Origin of the sequence: Leifsonia sp. 2MCAF36, from assembly GCF_052115525.1 — a bacterium.
Classification (GTDB): Bacteria; Actinomycetota; Actinomycetes; order Actinomycetales; family Microbacteriaceae; genus Leifsonia.
Window position 1 is genome coordinate 411,133 of record NZ_JBFRGV010000001.1, and the last position, 19,772, is coordinate 430,904.

At 64.3% G+C, this 19,772-nt stretch carries 16 protein-coding genes and 1 pseudogene; 6 read left to right on the top strand and 11 right to left on the bottom strand.

The features are described 5' to 3' along the window. Position 1 precedes the first annotated feature (1 nt). A pseudogene (locus tag AB4079_RS01850) lies at positions 2–154 on the top strand (DapH/DapD/GlmU-related protein); the annotation flags it as partial. A gap of 1,110 nt (positions 155–1,264) precedes the next feature. Here AB4079_RS01850 and AB4079_RS01855 read toward each other — a convergent pair. Then, the gene (locus AB4079_RS01855) at positions 1,265–2,686 is read right to left on the bottom strand and encodes an APC family permease (protein WP_441785574.1); all 1,422 of its coding nucleotides are present in this window, start codon (positions 2,684–2,686) and stop codon (positions 1,265–1,267) included. Between the two features lie 32 nt (positions 2,687–2,718). Further along, positions 2,719–3,570, bottom strand: a complete 852-nt coding sequence (locus AB4079_RS01860) for an acetoacetate decarboxylase family protein (protein ID WP_441785575.1) — start codon at positions 3,568–3,570, stop codon at positions 2,719–2,721. A gap of 282 nt (positions 3,571–3,852) precedes the next feature. Between AB4079_RS01860 and AB4079_RS01865 the strand changes: the two genes are divergently transcribed. Then, positions 3,853–4,335, top strand: a complete 483-nt coding sequence (locus AB4079_RS01865) for a TetR/AcrR family transcriptional regulator (RefSeq protein WP_441785576.1) — start codon at positions 3,853–3,855, stop codon at positions 4,333–4,335. A 21-nt stretch (positions 4,336–4,356) separates the two neighbouring features. Here AB4079_RS01865 and AB4079_RS01870 read toward each other — a convergent pair whose 3' ends face one another. The 4 genes from AB4079_RS01870 to AB4079_RS01885 form a co-directional block, all read right to left on the bottom strand. After that, complete coding sequence (locus tag AB4079_RS01870) at positions 4,357–5,622, bottom strand: flavin monoamine oxidase family protein (RefSeq protein WP_441785577.1); 1,266 nt, start codon at positions 5,620–5,622, stop codon at positions 4,357–4,359. Between the two features lie 309 nt (positions 5,623–5,931). Further along, on the bottom strand, positions 5,932–6,774 hold the full coding sequence (locus AB4079_RS01875) for an acetoacetate decarboxylase family protein (RefSeq protein ID WP_441785578.1): 843 nt from the start codon (positions 6,772–6,774) through the stop codon (positions 5,932–5,934). An 11-nt stretch (positions 6,775–6,785) separates the two neighbouring features. Further along, positions 6,786–7,730: an NAD(P)-dependent oxidoreductase gene (locus tag AB4079_RS01880; protein ID WP_441785579.1), complete on the bottom strand. Its 945-nt coding sequence runs from the start codon at positions 7,728–7,730 to the stop codon at positions 6,786–6,788. Beyond that, the gene (locus AB4079_RS01885) at positions 7,723–9,123 is read right to left on the bottom strand and encodes an APC family permease (RefSeq protein WP_441785580.1); all 1,401 of its coding nucleotides are present in this window, start codon (positions 9,121–9,123) and stop codon (positions 7,723–7,725) included. The genes AB4079_RS01880 and AB4079_RS01885 overlap by 8 nt, the downstream gene beginning before the upstream one ends. Before the next feature lie 251 nt (positions 9,124–9,374). Between AB4079_RS01885 and AB4079_RS01890 the strand changes: the two genes are divergently transcribed. Continuing rightward, on the top strand, positions 9,375–9,764 hold the full coding sequence (locus AB4079_RS01890) for a DMT family transporter (protein WP_441785581.1): 390 nt from the start codon (positions 9,375–9,377) through the stop codon (positions 9,762–9,764). After that, complete coding sequence (locus AB4079_RS01895; protein WP_441785582.1) at positions 9,761–10,084, top strand: DMT family transporter; 324 nt, start codon at positions 9,761–9,763, stop codon at positions 10,082–10,084. Before AB4079_RS01890 ends, AB4079_RS01895 begins: the two co-directional genes overlap by 4 nt. A gap of 16 nt (positions 10,085–10,100) precedes the next feature. Here AB4079_RS01895 and AB4079_RS01900 read toward each other — a convergent pair whose 3' ends face one another. The 4 genes from AB4079_RS01900 to AB4079_RS01915 form a co-directional block, all read right to left on the bottom strand. Next, positions 10,101–10,460 (bottom strand): cupin domain-containing protein, encoded by a 360-nt coding sequence (locus AB4079_RS01900; protein ID WP_441785583.1) that lies wholly within the window; start codon positions 10,458–10,460, stop codon positions 10,101–10,103. Between the two features lie 41 nt (positions 10,461–10,501). Beyond that, the gene (locus AB4079_RS01905) at positions 10,502–12,976 is read right to left on the bottom strand and encodes a GcvT family protein (RefSeq protein WP_441785584.1); all 2,475 of its coding nucleotides are present in this window, start codon (positions 12,974–12,976) and stop codon (positions 10,502–10,504) included. A gap of 36 nt (positions 12,977–13,012) precedes the next feature. Further along, positions 13,013–13,876 (bottom strand): formyltetrahydrofolate deformylase, encoded by an 864-nt coding sequence (gene purU / locus AB4079_RS01910; RefSeq protein WP_441785585.1) that lies wholly within the window; start codon positions 13,874–13,876, stop codon positions 13,013–13,015. A 122-nt stretch (positions 13,877–13,998) separates the two neighbouring features. Beyond that, the gene (locus tag AB4079_RS01915) at positions 13,999–15,492 is read right to left on the bottom strand and encodes a PucR family transcriptional regulator ligand-binding domain-containing protein (RefSeq protein WP_441785586.1); all 1,494 of its coding nucleotides are present in this window, start codon (positions 15,490–15,492) and stop codon (positions 13,999–14,001) included. Between the two features lie 91 nt (positions 15,493–15,583). Between AB4079_RS01915 and AB4079_RS01920 the strand changes: the two genes are divergently transcribed. Continuing rightward, positions 15,584–16,504 (top strand): bifunctional methylenetetrahydrofolate dehydrogenase/methenyltetrahydrofolate cyclohydrolase, encoded by a 921-nt coding sequence (locus AB4079_RS01920; protein WP_441785587.1) that lies wholly within the window; start codon positions 15,584–15,586, stop codon positions 16,502–16,504. 26 nt (positions 16,505–16,530) lie between these two features. Here AB4079_RS01920 and AB4079_RS01925 read toward each other — a convergent pair whose 3' ends face one another. Continuing rightward, complete coding sequence (locus AB4079_RS01925; RefSeq protein ID WP_441785588.1) at positions 16,531–18,060, bottom strand: aldehyde dehydrogenase family protein; 1,530 nt, start codon at positions 18,058–18,060, stop codon at positions 16,531–16,533. A 245-nt stretch (positions 18,061–18,305) separates the two neighbouring features. On the opposite strand from AB4079_RS01925, the gene AB4079_RS01930 reads away from it, so the two are divergent. Further along, complete coding sequence (locus AB4079_RS01930; RefSeq protein ID WP_441785589.1) at positions 18,306–19,763, top strand: purine-cytosine permease family protein; 1,458 nt, start codon at positions 18,306–18,308, stop codon at positions 19,761–19,763. Positions 19,764–19,772: the final 9 nt, after the last annotated feature.

The window sequence follows — 19,772 nt, forward strand, 5'->3', positions numbered from 1 at the left end:
AGGCGACGACGTCTGGATCGGGTCGCACGTCGTGATCCTGGACGGCGTCACGGTCGGCGACCACTCCGTGCTCGGCGCCGGCGCGGTCGTCACGAAAGACGTCCCCGCCGGCTCAATCGTCGGCGGCAACCCCGCGAAACACATCCGGTGGCGCATCCCGCCGGCCGACGCCGCTCCCCCGCGCGGCGATCTGGGCTCGCGCCTCGCCGAGTTTGCAGAGCAGGCCCGCGAGCAGGGTGTCCGTATCCTCGACCGTTCCTGGGATGCGGATCGCCTGCTCTTCATCGACCGGCCGGGCGCAGAGCCGACCGTGCGCGCACAGGCCGACGCGATCGAAGTCGCCGATCTTCTGTTCGGCACCGCTCCTCCGCAGCTGGCCGCCGACGAACAGGCCGAGCGTCTGCGCGGATGGCAGGATGCTGCGACTGGCCGCATCCCCCGCATGGAGCCCGACGGCTCGCTCGCCGATCCGGCAACGAACGACGACGACTCGGCGTACCACGTCCTGTCCGCCGGTTACGCCCTCGACCTGCTCGGTTCCAGCTTCCGCTACCCACTGAGCCTGGTCACTGAATCCTCCGCCGACGAGCTCGTCACGTTCTGCGACGCACTGCCCTGGGAGACGCAGGCGTGGAACGCCGGCGCCTGGGTCGACGCGGTCGGCACCGCACTGCTCTGGACCAAGCGCCGCGGCGACAGCGAGCCGGGCGGCCTTCGGGAAGCCCTGTTCGGCTGGCTCGTGACCCACGTGGATCCTGCGACCGGGATGTGGGGACGGGTAGCAGCCGACGGCAACCGCCTCCAACTCGTCAACGGGTTCTATCGCGCGTCGCGCGGCACCTTCGCCCAGTTCGGCGTTCCTCTCCCCTACCCCGAGCGGACGGTCGATACGGTGCTCGCGCACGCGCAGGATGCCCGGTATTTCCGACCGGATCGCCACGACGCCTGCAACGTCCTGGATGTGGCGCACCCGCTCTGGCTGACCCGCAGTTCCGGGTACCGCGCAAGCGAGGTCGAGCAGACGGCCCGACGCCTGCTCGACGCCGCTCTCGACAGGTGGGTCGCCGGGGAGGGCTACGGTTTCCGCGCCCGCCGTGTGGATGACCCGTCGGACGCCGCATCCCTCCCCGGCCTCCAGGGCACCGAGATGTGGCTTGCGACGATCTGGTACCTCGCCGACCTGCTCGGTGTGTCCGACGCGCTCGGCTACCGCCCGCGTGGTGTGCACCGGCCCGAACCGGCCCCGCCCATTTGACACCGGCGCTCAGAGGAGGTCCGTGAGGGTGTCGCCAGCCCCTGCATTCCGCTTGTCGACGATGAGAAGGGCAACGAACCCGACCACGGTCAGCGCGAGCGCCACCCACGGCAGCGCCCCGAAGACTCCTCCGCCGGCGCTCGTGAGCGCGTAAAAGAGAAGGTACGAGAAGCTCACGGCCGCGAACGCATAGACGAGCAACATCAGGACCTTCGGCGTCCCCTCACGGAACACCAGCACGATCGCAGCGATCGCAGCGACCACATATGGCACGAAGTAGCAGTAACTGAAAAGGGTGTAGAGCAGGACCGACGACTCGAGCGGTGGTGTCGCAGCGATGATCTCGAAGGCGATCGGAATGCCGGCGGAGATGATGACGAGGAGGGCAACCGCACGAGACGGCGACCGGAACCGGGCGTTGACGTGGGCGAGTCCCCGAGGGAGCAGGCGTGCTTCCGCAGCGGTCCCGATGATTCGCGACCCATAGTTGAAGGTGGCGATCAGTCCGGCGAACGTCGCTGCGGCCATCAGCAGGTCGAGCGGTGCCGCAAGCCATCCCACGTTGCCCAGGTGAGCGAGCACCGCTGTCGGCGAGTCACCCTTCGCCAGCAGTTCCGTCCCGCGTCCCAGAGCGGGGATCTGGAACCACAGAATGGCGACGTATGCGCCGCCCGTGATGCCGAGCAGCAGCAGGATGAAGCGCGGAAGGTTGCGCTTCGGATTCTTCGTCTCGCCCGCCATGGCACTGAGCCCATCGAAACCGACGAAGTACGAGAGCGCGACGAGGGCGCCCTGGAAGATGCTGTCCCACTTGAAATCGCCGGACCCGAAGTCGAATTGCGGGGCCAAGGAGTACCCAGGCGTGGCGACGGCTGCAGCGATGGTGACCCAGAGAACGAACGGGATGCCCACGAACGTGAGCACAGCGGACACCTTCACCGAGGTATCGACACCGCGGAAGGCGACAGTACCCGCCAACACGGCGACGACGACGGCAGAGACGGCCTGCGCGAGCGGCGACGAGGCCCAGCTGAGCCCGATCTGCACCAGGAAGCTCGCCGTGAAGATGACCACGCCGGTGGTCACCGCGGCGGCGGCGATGAGCAACCCGATGAGGTATCCGGCGCCGGTGAGCGCCCTGCCGACGGGGCCTAGCACGGAGGACACGTACGACATCAGCCCGCCGGAAGCGACAAGCCTCCGGGAGAACGTCACGACGATCGCTCCGATGGATGCCGAGACGATCAGGGACAACAACATCGACACCCAAGATGCATTGCCTGCATAGAGAATCATGTATCCGCCGGCCAAGGCGATGCCCGGTCCGATCTGCTGGGCGGACAGACCAAGCACCGTCAGCGCTCCGAGGGAGGTGTGTCCGTGCTGCAGCCCTACCTCGGGCTCTTGTGTTGGTTCACGCTGTTCGAGCATTTCAATCCTTCGGGTAGATGACCGTCGCTGACTTAGACGCGTGTCTGGGTGCTCCGTCGACCATCGGTGTCGCGATAGTCCGGCCAATCGTCATAGAGGCGCCCGAGGATGTACGGGGCGTAGTCGTGCGCGTCACGATCGAGAGGGACGACGTCCTCGATTTCGTACGCCGTCTGTCCCCCGAGAGTGCCGCCCTCGATGAAGTCGCCGAGAGGGACGGTGCCGACGCCTGGGTCGACGGGGGAACCGGTGAGGACGACACGGGGGGATGACAGCTCCCGGTACCTCGTGGTGACCGCCCCGAGGCGGAAAACGAGGAGCTCGGCTGATGTCAGACGGAATCCGTCAGCGGTGAAAGCGCCACGGATTTCGAAGTAGTACTCCGGCTCGGCGGGCTGTGCTCCCTGCTCGGGACCGAGGTCGGCTTCGAATTCGATCAGCCGCTGGTTCTTGCGCTCGACGAACCCCCACAAGCGTTCCCCGTCGTCGAATGAGTCCACGGTGGCCAGCTTCTTCGGCATGCCCCAGAGCTCCCGCCCCGTCTCCAGATTGACTTCCTCGGTTTCGAAGACGCTGAGGTAATAGATGCCCTCGATTCCGCCGTACACGGCGTTGACGTGGATCATTGCGGCGCGGTCACGACCGAAGCGGTTCGTGTGTCCCCCGGACACTTCCATGAAATCCATGAAGGACACGGTGACCGTCGGCCGGAGCGCCACCTCGAAGCATGGTGGCAGGACCGAGCGTGCGAACTCCTCCGTTGTCTCGAAGGTCAGGTACGAGTACGTGTTTCGCGTGCTCAGACCTTCGTAGTATCCGAAGTACCGCTGAATCTGCTCTGCGGTCCAGACGTAGCTCATACTCATCGCTCCCCTGTTGGTCATCGGTGACCGTCCGCCCACCGCTCGTGGTGTGCTGTTCCGGCAACGGTACGTTCGGCGCGGAAGCAGCAGCCATGCTACGAAAGTCAGAACCCACCTGCCGGTAATGTACATCAGTACATAACCGAGCCAGGACGCGCAGGACCGAACGATATGCTCACGGCACAGAGGGAACGAGTGACTGCACAACACCAACCAGACGAGCGACCGGGGCCGCCTGCGCGCAGAAGGCGCCGCGACCCGCACCGCAGGCAGCGAATCGCTGACGCCGCGACCGTCGTCATCATGCGCGACGGTGTTTTCGCGCTCACGCATCGCGCGGTGGCCGCAGAGGCCGGCGTGCCCCTGGGATCGACCACGTACTATTTCGCAGATCTCGACGCGCTGCTCGCTGCCGCCCTGGAGAAGATCAGCGACGAGGAGCTGCGCATTCTCGGGGAGTGGCGCGCTGCTTGGGATCTCACGACACAGCTCGAAGACGCTCTCGTCGCGCTTGTGCTCTCGTACGCGAACGACGATCGCGAGCGCAGCACCCTCGAGTACGAGATCCACATGCTCGCTTACCGGCGACAGAGCATGAAGAGTCTCGGTCAGCGCTGGGAGAACGCCTTCGCCGAGCTTCTCGCGACGGTCCTTCCCGATGACGAGGTGAGCATGGTCATCGCGTCATTCGACGCCATCATCCTCTATGGCCTCGGGCTCGAGGAACCGCTGACCGATGCGTGGGCTCGGGAGTACCTGCGGCGTGTCTTGCGTACCTCCGGCTGAGCAACCGGGTGGGGCGCCGGGCTACGCGGTGGCGCCTGCTCTCGCCTCCGAGGCGCACGAGCTCGCGTCCCTCGACAGCACTCGCTTCGCCGCTCGTCGGCCACTGCGCACCGCACCCTCCATCAGCCCAGTGAACTCCGGCTCTGCATATTCGCCCGCCCAGTAGACGGCGCCGATCGGCGCTTCGAGATCCGTCGGCGCGGATCTGTCCGCCGGCGCGTGGGCCGCATAGGCGCCGCGGGCCAGGGGGTCCTCGGACCAGACCGTAGCGATCACTTGAGCATCGTCCGGGATCGCCAACTCGGGGCGAAGCAGACGAGCCCGGTCCGCCCAGCGTTCCGGATGGGCGACGAGGCCCGCACGCTCGATGGCCGGGGCGGAGCCCATGAAGGCGTTGAGCACAGGGGCGACCATCCCGCTGGAGTCGGTCGCCGTCCACGTCCAGAACCGACCTCGCACCGACATCACGGCGCTTGTCTCCGGTCGTGCAGTAAGAGGAAGGTGGAGCTTTGCCGCATGCCCCTGGACGACCTTCGCCAGCGCTGCCTCCCGCGCGAAGTTCGATGGCAGGATCACGGTCCCGAGGTCGCGGACCAGGGCAAGAGGGAGTGCCACGATGACCGCATCGAATAGCTCAGACCCATCTTGAGTTGCAACGACGACGCTCCCCGTCGGAAGATTCTCAACTCTTCGCACCGTCTGGTTGTAGCGGATCCTGTCACCGAGCGACGCGGCGAGCGCATTCGGGAGGCTTTGATTGCCACCAGCGATCCGCCAGCTCGGTTTCGGTTCGAACGACGCGATGGTAGCCAGCGCGTCTGCGGTTACCTCCTGCGCGGTAACGGCCGTCGAGATCTCGATCCGTGCACGAAGCGCGTCGGCCAATTCGCTCGGGACGCGCAGCCGGGAGATCACATCCTCGGCGCTGTGGACTCCTCCTGACTCGGTGGAGAGCCGTAGGGCGAGACCGCCGGCCGCGACGATGTCCTCCGTCGTGACGGTCGGCACGTCGCCGGGAACTCGCACGTAGTAGCTCATTCCCGTGTCGACCAGCGACAGGCCGTGCTCGGCAAGCAGCTCTCTGATGGTGGAGTAACCGTCGAGAACGAATTCGGCACCGCGCTCGATCGTCCAATCCACTCCCCCAGCCGAGAGGGAACTCGACCAGACCCGGCCGCCGGGCCGTTCCCGAGCCTCGTATACGGTGACCTGGTGGCCCGCTTTGGCGACGACGTCTGCTGCGGCGAGGCCTGCGAGGCCGGCGCCGAGGATGGCGATTCGAGTCACGCTGATCTCCTACGAACTCTGATCACGGCGAGGACCTGGGATCTGCGACAACTCGATCTATGCCGAGCCGGGTCATCGCCGCTGATGAACTGATATGCATACAGAGTATGACAGCGAACAAACTTCAACTATCGTACGTCAGTATAAATACGGCTTCGCGCTTGTGCCTGAGTAAGCATTTGCGTCTGTCACCGAGGAAGCTCGAAGTACCCCGCGGTGGAACCGCCGTCGACGCGGTAGACCATGCCTATGGTGTCGTGTGCGGGAGCGGCGAGCGCTCACTCGCTCCCGCACATTTGCGAACCTCGATCAGTTCGTTTCGGGGACCGGGTTGAGTTCATCCAGGCCCTGGAATCGCTTCGAGATCGGGAACCACGTCGGGTCGTCGTACGCACGGCCCCAGAGGTACTTGCGGTAGATGTTGTCAGGGTCGTCGAGCTGGACCTGCTGCCCAAGAGGCCAGTAGCCCACGTATTTGCCGTCGATCGCCTTGTCGATCGACAGGATCGGGATCGTGTACGTGGGATCCCAGATCGAGTGGCCCCATTCCAGGGTCCCGGTGCCTTCGCGGTAGCTTGTCCATTCGTACTTGATGTCCCAGATGTTCAGCAGGGGTGGGTACTGCAGGCCGCGCGCGTTCGAACTCGGGAACATCTTGATGTCGAATCCGTTGCTGTCCAGCGTGAACGGCCCCTGCTCCGGTCCATCGACGTCCACATTCATTTCCATGAACGTGATGCCGCGGCGCTCGCCGGTGGCGCGCGTGCGAGTGCCGTCCCGCCAGATCCGGCCGTTTCCGTTCTTCTTCACTTCCCCCCAGAGTTCGCGGCCGATCGCCACTGGAAGTTCGGGGGAAATGATCTCGGAGAGCATCCAATATCCGTCGATGTCTCCATAGCGGCACAGGATGGAGACGATCGCCCCATCGAAGGTGCCGCAATACGCGCTCTCGTAGCTCGTGACGTTCGCGTAGGCGTCAGCGGTGCCGGCCGCCTCGTCCCCGATCGGCTCGAAACACGGCGGCAGCACCTCCTTGGCGAACTCCCACGAGGTCTTGAAGTAGACGCCGATCTCCTCGCACGTGAATCGGGAGGGGGCGAGGAAGTTCTCGATCCGCTCCACCTCTTCGATGGTCTTCACATATCCGGGCATTTCATGTCCTTTCATCGGATTTGGGGCTCGGGTTCGAGCTGGCGCTGGCGCTGGCGCTGGCGGGCATCCTCTTCGATGACCGCGTTCGTCACGGCGGCGATATCCGCGCGACCGTAGCCCCCCGCCTCAGCGAGGGAGCTGAGCTCGCTCAGAGTCTCGAGCATGCGTGATCGAAGGCCGACCTCGCCGAAGGCGTTTCGCATGGTCTGGAAGCCGTCCACGTAGACGGCCACCGCAGCTTGGTCGCCCCCTAGATCACCGGTGCCGACACGGTGAGCTGCGTCTCGCACCTGTCGCACCAAGTCGGGCGTCGAGGCAAGGGCCTGATCGACGAACACCTCCGGGTCCATCCCGCTCCGCTTCACGAACGCGAGAGCTTCCAGGAATCCGAAGAGCCCCGAATAGTAGAAGGTCCACACGGCGTTGTAGAGGACCGCGGCCGCCGCTATGTCCGTTCCCACCAGGAGTGGCGTTCCAACGATCGATTCGAACACGGGAGCGTGCGCTCGATACAACTCCTCGGGTCCGGCGATATACATGACCGCCTGGTCGGATCCGACCTGGGCCGGGTAGAACATGAGCTTTCCATCGAGCTGATTGCAGCCTCGCAGGCGGGCGAACTCACTGAGCAGGTTGACGTCTGCTGGGGACCCCGTCGACGTGTCGACGAGGGTGCGACCTCGCAATGCCGTCGTCATCTCCGGCCCGCGGAGCACCTGTATGAGTACGGGAGTGCTCAGGAGGCACGAAATGACGAGTGGGCTTGCCGAAACGGCAGCATCCGCTGAATCCGCCACGTCGGCTCCGATGTCCCGCAGCCCAATAGTCTTCTCCTTGCTCCTGTTCCAGACGGTCACGCTCGTACCCTCCGAAAGGAGACGCTTTGCAATCGCGGTGCCCATTGCACCAGTGCCCAGGATGCTGACACGTCTCTCCTTGGCGCTCGATTCAGACATCCTGACGGCCGATCCGGGCGTACACATCTGGCCGCGTCTTGCGAAGGATCACCGCAACGACGATGCCGGCGACAAGGAGTGCGAAGAAGAGGACCACAAGAGCGATCGCGAGGGCGACGCTCCCTCCGATCATCACGTCCACGTTCTGCGTTGCGATCACGAACGCGACGGCGAGCCCGAGCACCGCCAGCAGCGGGGCGACCACGGTCTTGAAGATGCGCGCCTTGAGACCGGGCTTACGCCGGAAGTACACCACAACGCCGATGCTCGTCAGCAGCAAGAGCAGGATGAGCGCGTAGCCGCCGATTCCTACCAGGGTCGCGTAGAGGGTTCCCGGGTTCCCATTCAGCACGACGCAAGCGGCGATCGAGATCACGGTGACGATCGAGATCAGGATGGAAGCGCGGTGCGGGGACTGCTGCCGCTTGTGAACCGACGACAGGAATGAGGGGAAGATCCGGTCGACGCTGAGGGAGTAGATGTAGCGCGTCGAGACGTTGTGGGCAGCGAGATTTGCGGCGAAGATGCTGGTGCAGAGCAACAGGTTGACGACGTCGACGCCGATCTTGCTCAGGTACATCTCGGCAGTGGCGAAAGCTGCACCTGTCGGATCAGCCGCTGACGCCTTGACCGCGTTCTCAAGCCCGATCCCGTTGATCATCGCCCAAGCGGTAAGCGCGTAGAGCACCATCAAGAAGATGATCGCCGCGTACGTAGCCCGTGGCACGGTCTTCTCGGGAGACCGCGCCTCTTCGCGGAACACAGCTGTGGCTTCGAATCCCGAGAAGCAGACCACACCGAAGATGACGGCTAGCCCGATCGAGCCGCCGAACGCGTTTGCCGGGTTGAGCGGCGCAAACGAGAGGGCCACAGCGCCACCTTCGCCCCCTCGGGCCATGACGGCCACATCGTAGGCGACCATGACGACGGTCTCCAGGATCATGAAGATCATGAGCACTTTGGCCGAGAGGTTGATGTGGAAATACCCCAGCATCGATACGACGACGATCGTGGCGAGCGTGTAGATCCACCAAGGGATGTCAGGACCGCCGAATCGATCGTGGATCAGGCTCTGCCAGGAGATCCCTCCGAAGCAGTAGCCGCCCACGAGGATGAAGACGTAGGACACCAGAGCGACGAACGAACCTCCCAGACCGACGGGGCGTCCGAGGCCGGCTGTGATGTAGGCGTAGAAGGCGCCGGGGTTGGGGAGGTCGCGGCTCATGGTCGTGAATCCGACGGCGAACAGGAGCATGAGGGCGCCGGTGGCGATGAATACGAGCGGCGCACCGATGCCGTTGCCGAAACCGACGATCACGGTGATGAAACCGACGAAGACGGACATCGGCGCGTTGAATGCCAGCACACTGAAGACGATGTCGAACACGCCCATGTGCCCGCTCAGTCGCGTTGGGGTGACGGATTGAGGGTCTTGCACTGTGGAGGGCGCTGGGGTGATACCGGACATGAGGACCGGACCTTTCTCTTGCACTTCGGGCTGGGGGTGCTCAGGGTTGGCCCAACGGTACGGTCGCCGCCCCAGGCAAACAATTAGACGGAAATCCAAAGCACCCGCCTGTTTTCGGCTTTTCGTACTGAGTGAGCACTCGGTATTCCTCTCCAAGCTGGCTAGGAGGGACACCTGTGGCCGGGGGGACCGCAGACGACCGAGACGGAGGTGTACCGAAGATGAAGTGGCTATTCCTGGCGGGGGCGATCGTGACGGAAGTATCTGGCTCGCTCGCTCTCAAGGCGGCGCTCGAGATGCCCGTGCTGTACGTCGTGGTGATCACCGGTTATGTGAGTGCCTTCATATTCCTCAGCCTCGCGCTGCGTCGCGGCATGCCGCTCGGCACGGGATACGGAATCTGGGGCGCAATCGGCGTCGCACTCACTGCCGTTATGTCACTCGTCCTGTTCAAGGAGCCGATATCGGTCCTGATGGCGATCGGAATCGTCGTCATCATGTGTGGTGTCCTTCTGGTCGAGGTCGGTTCACACTCGACGACGGAGGCTGGTGAGCCCGGGCAATGATCGGATACTTCGCCTTGGCGTGCGCGATCGTGATCGAAGTCGGCGGGACTCTGGCGCTTCGAATGGCCTCGACCGGCCGACGCGCCTGGTGGTTACTCGTCATCGCGAACTACGGTGCGGCGTTTACCCTCCTCAGCGTCGCGCTTGGCGTTGGAGTCCCGTTGACGGTCGCATACGGGGTATGGACAGCGTGCGGCGTGGCCCTGACCGCTGTGCTAAGCCGCGTCCTCTTCAAGGAGCGGCTGACATGGATCATGGCGACAGGCATCGTGCTCATCGCCGCAGGAGTCCTGTGCATCGAGCTCGGACATCCCGTATAGCCGGGGCGCCCTCGGCTCAGCGGTAGATGACGTAGAACTTGGTCAGTGTTTGCGTCACTGTCCACACGCCGCTCCAACCGAACGGAAAGACAACGACGTCCCCGGCAGTCACCTCGAGCGGTACGCCGTCATCCTCGTGAACGGTCATGGCGCCTGCCAGAACATGGATGATCTCTCCCCGATCCGAGAAGTCCCAACGGGATGTTCCCGGTTCGGTCTTCCAGAAACCAGTCGAGACGGCTCGCTCCTCCGCCGTGAACACACTGCGCGACCATGTCTCGATGGTGCCGCTGAGCGCCTGGGCGAGCGGCGGCTGGATCGGGCCAGCCCCGTCGAGCCGCGCGATTGCTTCGTCGACTGAGATCGTGATGGTCATCGTGCCTCCTTGTTTGTGTCGGACCGGAGATGGATCGCCGATCACGACTTCATGCGCGAACCGGTCGGGTCGTACAGCGGGCGCCGCGAGACCGTGACCGGGTACCGGGTCCCCTTGCATTCGATGGAGAACGCGCCGGCCAGGTCAGCATCGGGCTCGATGGCCGCGATACCCACAGCGCGCCCCAGGGTATGGCCGTAGTTGCCACTGGTCGCACGACCGATCGGATCGCCGTCGAGGAAGAGCGTCTCGTCGTGGACCAGCACCGGGCGGGGATCATCGACGGCGAAGTAGACGGTGCGATGCTTCGGCGCGCTCGGGTCGAGCGCAGCGACGGCATCGCGGCCGACGAAGCCTCCGGGTTTCTCCATATCGAGCGTGAACCGCAGTCCCGCGGCGTAGGGGTCGTCGACCTGGCCGATGTCGTGCCCGAGGTGGCGGAACCCCTTCTCGCTGCGAAGGGTATCCAGCGCGAAGTAGCCGGCGAGCCGTAGCCCGAGGTCCTGGCCGGCCTCCCAGAGCGCGTCGAAGACGTTCAGTGCGAGGTCCGAGCTCACGTAGAGTTCGTAGCCGAGCTCGCCCACGAAGGACACGCGCAGTGCGTAGGCGAATCCATGCGCGATTTCGACTCGTCGGCCATAGGTGTACTTCTGTGCTTCGTCCGACCAGTCCTCGGGCGAGACGCGTTCGAGAAGTTCTCTCGACTTGGGGCCCATCACGGCGATCGTCGCGTAGGCGGCCGTCGCGTCGAAGACCGAAGAAGCCGAGCCGGTGGTCGCCCGGCGCAGAATCGACAGCGTCTTCTGCTGAGTCGCGCTCGGAGTGACGACCAGGAAGCGGTCCTCGGCCAAACGGGTGACCGTGCCGTCCAGTTCGATGCCGCCGTGCTCATTCAACTGCAGCGTGTAGACCGCCTTGTCGATCTCGACGTCCATGTTCGCCGTGAAGGTTCGCTGGACGACCGCGAGAGCGTCGGGGCCGGCCACCTCGATTTTGGCGAAGGGGGTCAAGTCGAACAGTGCGACGCCTTCACGCGCTGCGCTGTGCTCCTCGCGCACCCGATCGAACCAGTTGGCGCGGCCGTAGCTGTATTCGTATGTCGGGGTCGCTCCTGAGGTCTCGTACCAATTCGCTCGCTCCCATCCGCCGAGTTCGCCGAAGGAGGCTCCGAGACTCTTCAGTCGATCATGGAGCGGTGTCCGACGAACCCCGCGGCCGGTCGACATCTGAAGTTGGGGCCAGTGCATCGCATACAGCCGGCCGAGCCCTTCCTTGGTCCGATCGTGCAGGAAGCGTCGGTTGTTGTGGGCGGTCGAGAATCGGCGCACGTCGACGTCGTAGGCGTCGAACTGGGGAGCGCCCGCGATCATCCAGTCAGCGAGCTCACGACCGACGGCGGGCGCATAGATGATGCCCTGAGAGTTCATCCCGGCGGCCACGAACAATCCATCGACTTCCCCGGTCTCGCCGATCGCGAAGTTCGCGTCAGGAGTGAAACTCTCCGGAGCGTTCAGGAAGCGGTCGTATCCCGCGTCACCGATCGCCCGCACCGTCTTCTCGACTTCGGTGCGGATCGGTGCGAAGTGCTGCCAGTCCGCACCGAACTCGGCAAATCCGTCCTGGCTGATTTCAGCGACCGGTCGCGGCAGCCCGTCCGGCTCGAACGCACCGACGAGGATCCGACCCAGCTCGTGCCGAAGGTAGTAGCTGTTGTCCAGGTCCCTGAAGACCGGAAGCTGAGGGACGGCTCCCTCAATCGGATTCGTGCGGACGTGGACGTGCTCGGCGGCGTACAGAGGAACGTGGGCGCCCGCTGTGGCCGCGAGGTCGCGACTCCACAAGCCGCCGGTCAGGACGACCTGGTCGGCTTCGATATCGCCGTGGGCAGTGCGCACGCCGACGGCGCGGCCCGAGCGCACAAGGATTTCGGTCACTCGCGTGGCTTCGCGGATCCGGACACCGCTCTCCCACGCGAGTTTCGCGAACGCTATCGTGGCCCAACCAGGGTTGACGTGCCCGTCGTCGGGCAACAGCAGTGAGCCGAGGACGCCAGCATGGCCGGCAAGTGGCCACACCTCGGCGAACCGCTTCGCGTCCAGCATTTCGGTCGGTACACCGTGCTGGCGGGCGACATCTCTTGCGTAGGTGATCTCGTCCAGTCGACCAGGAGTTCGGGCTATCGAGAGGGAGCCGGCACGTGTGAAGTTGACCTCGATGCCCGACTTGTCCTCGAGGTTCACGTAGGTCTCGAGCCCGTACTGGGCGAGTTTGGTCAGGGTGCTGTTACCCCGTGCACCGGTCACGAGGCCGGCTGCGTGCCACGACGTACCGCTGCCGAGAACGTTCGCCTCGAGCAGGAGCACGTCCTTCTCGCCCGCAGCCGCGAGATGATACGCGACGCTGGAGCCGACGATGCCGCCGCCGACGATGACGATCTTGGCGCGAGCCGGCAGCGGGTCCCGGGTCGAGTCGGTGAAAACCGATCCGCTGATGGACTTGTCGACGAGCCGTTCCATGATGTTTCCCTTCCAGTGCGGTCGATGGCCGCTGATCTAGTCGAAGACGACCGTTCGATGGCCGTTGACCATCACTCGGTGTTCTGCGTGCCATCGAACGGCGCGAGACAGCGCGGCTCGCTCGGCCTCCCGTCCCGCGACGACGAGGTCCTCCGGTGTCGACCGATGGTCCACGCGGAAGACTTCCTGCTCGATGATCGGACCCTCATCGAGATCCGCCGTGACGTAGTGAGCGGATGCCCCGACGAGCTTCACCCCGCGGGCATGGGCTTGGTGGTACGGCTTCGCGCCCTTGAATCCCGGGAGGAACGAGTGGTGGATGTTGATGATCTGGTTCGGGAGGGCCGCACACAGTTGATCGCTGAGGACCTGCATGTACCGCGCCAGAACCACGAGGTCGACATTCTCCTTCTCGATCAGAGAGAGAAGCTCAGCCTCGGCAGCAGGTTTGGTTTCGGCCGTCACCGGGATGTGAATGAACGGGATCCCGTACCGTTCAGCGATCGGTTCCAGGTCCCGGTGATTCGAGACGATCGCAGGGATGTCGATCGGGAGCTGGTCATTCCACCACCGCTCCAGCAGGTCGTTCATGCAATGGCTCGCCTTGGAGACCATCAGAATTGTGCGGGTCCGCTCGCTCGTGTCGGTGAGCGACCAATTCATGCCGAAGGTGTCGGCAGTGGCTTGAAACGCCGCGCGGAGCGCTTCGGTCGTCGTGGCATTCGGATAGGTCGCTTGCACCCGCAGGTAGAACCGCTCCCCACTGCTCTCGTCGAACTGCTGACTGTCGACGATGTTGCAGCCGTGGGCGACCAGAAACCCCGCAACTGCGTGGACGATTCCGAGTTGGTCGTCGCAATCCAGCGTGAGGACGAGCTGGTTCGATTGCGAACGGTTCATGACGTCTCCTGGAGCGATGACAGCCGTCGTGCGGCTTGCTATTCATCCACAGGCTATGAGCCGTTTACGTTACAGTGAGTTAGCCGATTGTGCAGTCCGGAAGACGCGCCCTATCCGTCCGTCTAGTCGTGCAGCTCGAGGAGCACCTTCGCGCGGAGGGCGAGATAAAGGTCCGTCTGGTCCGCGAGGTCGCGCACGGTACGGCCGGTAAGAGCTTCGATTCGGCGGATCCGGTAGACCACCGTCTGTTTGTGGATGTTCAACCGCTGCGAAGTGATCTGCCACGAGCAATCCGCGTCGAAGAATGCCCTGAGAGTCAGCAGCAGGTCGGAACCTTCCGCCTGGTCGTAGGCGATGACCGGACCGAGCACCCGGTCGACGACCAGCTGCGCTTCCTCCGGTGTACGTGGCAGAAACGGGGCGGAGTAATCCCCGTACGTCACAGCGACCGTCCCCGAGCTGAGTGCGGCCTCCAGCGCCCACCGCGCCTCGCGTACCGCGTCCGGCACCCGGGCGGCCCGGGTAACGGGCAGACTGACACCGGCCGAATCATCGGCCTGCTGCAGATTCATTCTGTCCAGGACCGCTCCGGGCGTGTCGGTGAAAATGAGGTCCACGCCCCAGCGACTGAGCAGCAGGTGGCTGACGCCATCGCGAAACAGGCGCGTATGGATGCTCGATGTTCGCGTCCCGCTGCGGACGGCGATAACGCGGCGCTCTCCCGGACGGAAACCCAATATCTCCAAACGCGCCTCAACGCCTTCGTCGCCCAGACTGCCTTCGAGGATTCGGCCGAAGAGCTGGGCCGAAACCTGACGGGCGGCCTCGGAGTCTTGCGCTTGGCGGGTGATTTCCAGCTCAGCGATCGTTGCAACGTGCTGAAGAAGGGGAAGTTCCACCGCATCGCTCGATTTCAGGGGCTCTGCGATAAGGACGGCTCCCGACCGAGGGAGCGGTATGACCAGGAGACGGGAGTCGCCGATGGGGATCCTGGTGTAGCTGGGAAGAGGTCCCTGACGAGCCTGCAGTGCTTCCACGACCGCGAGTGAGACGGCTTCGGAGAGATGGGTACGGGATTCGAGGAGCGATTGGCCGGTCGTCACATCGATGACATGGAGGCGAGCACCTGCTTCGATCTCGAGCTGTTCCAGAAGGCCGAGCCGGGCGGGGGCTCGGTCCGAGCGGTGAAGCCGGTCATAAACGCCGAGGATTTTGCTGAGGCTGGCGACGGACGCTTTGCTGTTTCGTTCCGCCACCGCACGGGCGATTGCGACGAAAGGCACCTCGTACTCGGTTTCGAGTACCGGAAATCCCAAGCTGTCGGCCGCCTCGACGGCCTCCCTCGTCAGCGGCGGAGCATGCATGCCGGCAGCCAGTGCCAGGCCGGCCAGCTGCGCTTCAGCCAGCTTGTTCAACCACTCGACTTGGTCGCGCGCATCGGCCGGGAAGTTGTAGCCGTCCGCGAGGAGGAGCTCGCGTTCGCCCAGCCAATTCCACGGGTCGGGGAGCTCACAGGTATGCGCCCAGACGACGCCTCGGGAACCGCCGCTCGCGCCGGCAAGGAACCGCGTCCGGAGAAAGGCTGTCTCGACGATCTGAGCGACCGTAATAGTCATTCGCTCATCGTCTCACGGGCGGGTCGGGTTTGTTCGAAAGTACAGAACGTCGGGCCGTCCCAAGAATGTCCTCGAATGTCATGATCGTGCGATGACTGACCGCTTCACGCACGCAGACCAGGTCCACACGGCGCACGCGCTCGACGGCACCGCAACCGCTGCGGCGATCCGCGCCGAATTGTCAGAACGCGTGGCCTCGCTTGCACACCACGGAATCGTTCCCGGCTTGGGGACGGTGCTCGTCGGAAACGATCCCGCCAGCCATTCGTATGTCCGCGGCAAACACCGCGACTGTGCGGAGGTGGGCATCCGGTCGATCCGGCGAGAGCTCCCCGCCGACATCAGCCAGAGCGAGCTCGAGGCCAAGCTCGACCAGCTCAACGCCGACCCCGATGTCACCGGGTACATCGTGCAGCTCCCGCTGCCCGCGCACATCGACCAGAACACCATTTTGCGCCGCATCGACCCCGCCAAGGACGCCGACGGGCTGCATCCAGCCAACCTCGGCGCCCTCGTCCTCGGCGTCAACGGACCGCTCGACACGCCATTGCCGTGCACCCCGCGCGGCATCGTCGAGCTTCTCCAGCGTCACGGGCTCGCCCTGGCCGGCAAACTCGTCGTGGTCCTCGGCCGGGGAACGACCGTCGGACGGCCACTCGGCCTCCTGCTGACCCGGCGCGAAATCAATGCGACGGTGATCCTCGCGCACACCGGCACACAGGAGCTCGAATCGCTCATCCGGATAGCAGACGTCATCGTGTCCGCCGTCGGCACGCCCGACATCATCCGCGCGGCCGAGCTCAAGCCTGGCGCGGTCGTCGTCGACGTGGGCGTTTCCCGAATCGTCGACACCCTGACAGGAGTGAGCCGCATCGCCGGCGACGCCGCTGCTGACGTCTGGTCGGTGGCATCGTGGGTGACCCCGAACCCAGGGGGCGTGGGTCCGATGACGCGAGCGATGCTTCTGGCCAATGTCGTCGAGACGGCCGAGCGCCGCGTCGCCGTGGAATGAGCGACGCCGGCCCGGACCCCCTGATTTCAGGACGCTGTCTCGTTCTTCCAGGACTCGGCGTCCGGGTACGGGAACCACCAGAAGTCGTGCTCGCTCGCCGCAGGATCCACCAGCACCAGCTTGGTGTGCCGGAACGTTTCGAGCCCTTCCGCGCCGAGCTGGCGTCCCACCCCGGACATTTTGCGACCACCGAACGGCCCAGCGTCGTTGTCGAGGATCGGCGCATTCACCCACACCATCCCGCTGACGATCTCATTCGTCGCTCGGAAGATCTCCTCGGCATCCTTGGTGTAGATCGTGGCGCCCAGGCCGAAGTCCGACCTGTTGGTCAACGCGATCGCCTCGTCGAGTGAGGACACCTTGACGATCGGCGCAAGCGGTCCGAAGATCTCCGCCTGAAGGATCTCCATCTCGGGGGTCACATTGACCAGAATGGTCGGCTCGAAGAAGAAGCCCTCAGAAAGGTGCTCCGGCAGGTCGTCGGGCCTGGCACCTCCGAGGACGATCTCAGCCCCCTGCTCGACGGCGCGCTCGAGGACCTTCTCGACCCTGGCCCGCTCCCCCGCATGCTCCATCGGACCGACATCGACCTGGTCGAGCCCGCTGCCGATTCGCAGCCTGGATGCTTCGGCGACGAAGAGCCGGAGGAACTCGTCGTAAACGTCCTCGTGGACGAAGAACCGTTCGCCCGACGTGCAGACCTGGCCGCAGTTGAAGAACGCAGCAAACGTGGCGGCGCGTGCCGCGGTCGCGATGGGAGCAGAGGGCATCACGATGAACGCATCATTGCCCGACGCCTCGATCAGGTACGGCTTGAACTGATCGGCGCATGCCCGGGCGATCGCCCGCCCCGTGTTGATGCTTCCGGTGAAGCCCACCATGTGGGTGCCAGCGTGACTGACGAGACGCGCACCAACGTCGCCTCCGCCGGTCAGACACTGCACGAGGCCGGCCGGAAGCCCATCGAACACCTCCATGAACTTGAGCGTCGTCAGCGTCGCCCATTCCGAAGGCTTGACGATGACCGAGTTTCCGGCGGCCAGTGCGGCGGCTGCCTCCCAGATGAACAGCAGGATCGGGTAGTTGGCCGGCAGGATCACGACCACCGTCCCCATCGGCTCTTTCAGCGTGTAGTGCAGCTGACCTGCGACAGACGGCCCCAGCACTGTGCCCATGGAGTGCCGTCCGAGCTCCGCGTAGTAGTCGATCGCCGTAGCAGTCCACATCAGCTCGTCGGCTGACTCTTTGTACGGCTTTCCGGTCTCTCGCGTCAGGAGTTCAGCCACGGCCGGGCTCAGGTGCCGCGTGCGTTCAGCCACCTTGTGAAGCGCTTCCGCGCGCTCCAGGGCGCTCAACGACCACCACTCCTGCTGGGCACGATTCGCGGACTCGACAGTCTCATCCACCTCGTGGGGGTCGACATCCGCGAACTCGCCGATCTGCCGCGCAGTGGCCGGATCCAGAACAGCCTTGCGCCGGTTCGACGTGGATGGGATGTGGCGGCCGTCGCGATAAACGGTTCCACTGAGACGGGCCAATTCCGTTTGATGATTCATTTCTCGACTCCGTTGAGGGTTCATGTTTCAACCACCCTCGGGCCTGGGAGCCTCGTCACCTATCCGCCCATCGTATGACGCCTCCGCATCATTTTGGCTTTTTGAATGAATAACTTCAGGGTAGAAGGCGGCAACTATGCAAAAGCCCAAACCCAGCCATGATTCCCGTGCGATCGTCCTATTCAGTACAGCCTGGGGGCCGCATCACACTGTGACGACGAAGCCCCCTCCCTGGAGTTCACCCTATGAATGACCACCCGGTCCGCGCCGAAACAGGCGTCCTTTCCCGCGTCGAGTCCCGATCGATCGACTATGTGCCGCACAGCGAACGGCGAGGCCGCCTCACGGACCAAGCCACGATCTGGTTCGCGGGCAGCGCACAGCTGCTCTCCTTGGCAACCGGTGCCATCGGCATCTCGCTCGGCCTCAACCTCGGGTGGACATTGATCGCGCTCGGTATCGGCACGGTTCTTGGGACCATCCCCGTTTCGGCACACGCGACGCAGGGACCGCATCTCGGGCTTCCCCAGATGATCCAGTCGCGCCCCCAGTTCGGTCGATACGGCGCCTTGTTCATCTGGGCGATGGCAATCGTCGTGTACTGGGGCTACGTCGTGCTCGGCGGAAATCTGCTCGGGGTCACCGCCGTTCAACTCGGCGCGGGGAACGCCCCGTTCTGGGCGATCCTCACCTGTGTCGTGGCAATCGTGCTGGCGATCTTCGGCTACCACTGGCTGCACGTCGCTCAGCGAGTCATCACGATCGCTCTCGTGGTCATTCTCGTGGTTTACGTCATCGGGCTGACGGTCGGCGGCCACATCGCCCCTGAACTGTTCGACCTGACCCAGACCTTCAGCCTGGCGCCGTTCCTCGTCGTCGTGTCAGCCGCCACCGGCTACCAGCTCACCTGGGCGTTCTTCGTCTCCGACTATTCCCGCTACATGCCGGCCCACACCAGCAAACGATCCATCATCACGTATACGTCGCTCGGGCTCATCCTGGGGCTCTTCGCGTTCATGGCAGTCGGGGCGATCTGCGCGGCTCTTCTGCCCAAGGACGACTTCATCACCGGGCTTGCCGTCACAGGTGACTACGTCCTGCCTGGCCTGGGCGCCCTGATGCTCATCGCCGGCGGACTCGGTCTCCTCGGGCTCATGGCCATGTGCGTCTACGGCGGCTCACTCACCCTCATCACTGCCCTCGACAGCATCCGGCCCGTGGTCCCCACCCGTCGGATCCGTCTCATCACGATCCTGCTCGTCGGTGTCACCGGAACCATCGCCGCGGCCCTCGTACCAGCAGACTTCTTGAATACCAGCTTCGCGACAGTCCTCGCCGTCATCGCCTATCTCATGGCGCCGTGGACCTCCGTCAACCTCACGGACTTCTTCATCGTCCGTCGAGGGCGGTATTCGGTCACCGAGATGTTCAGGAAGGACGGGATCTACGGGCTCTGGAACTGGCGGGGACTCACCGCCTACGCCATTACCTTCGCCATCATGATTCCATTCATGAATCTGAGCTTCTACGAGGGTCCCATCGCCGCCGCGCTCGGCGGCGTCGACATCGCCTTCTTCGTGGGAGTTCCCGTGGGTTGCCTCGTCTACTGGCTGCTCTGCCGCAACCTGGATCTCACCCACGAGCGCGAGATCATCGCCCATGCGGACCGCGACATCGACTCCATCGGGATACCGGTCGAATAGTTGCACAGA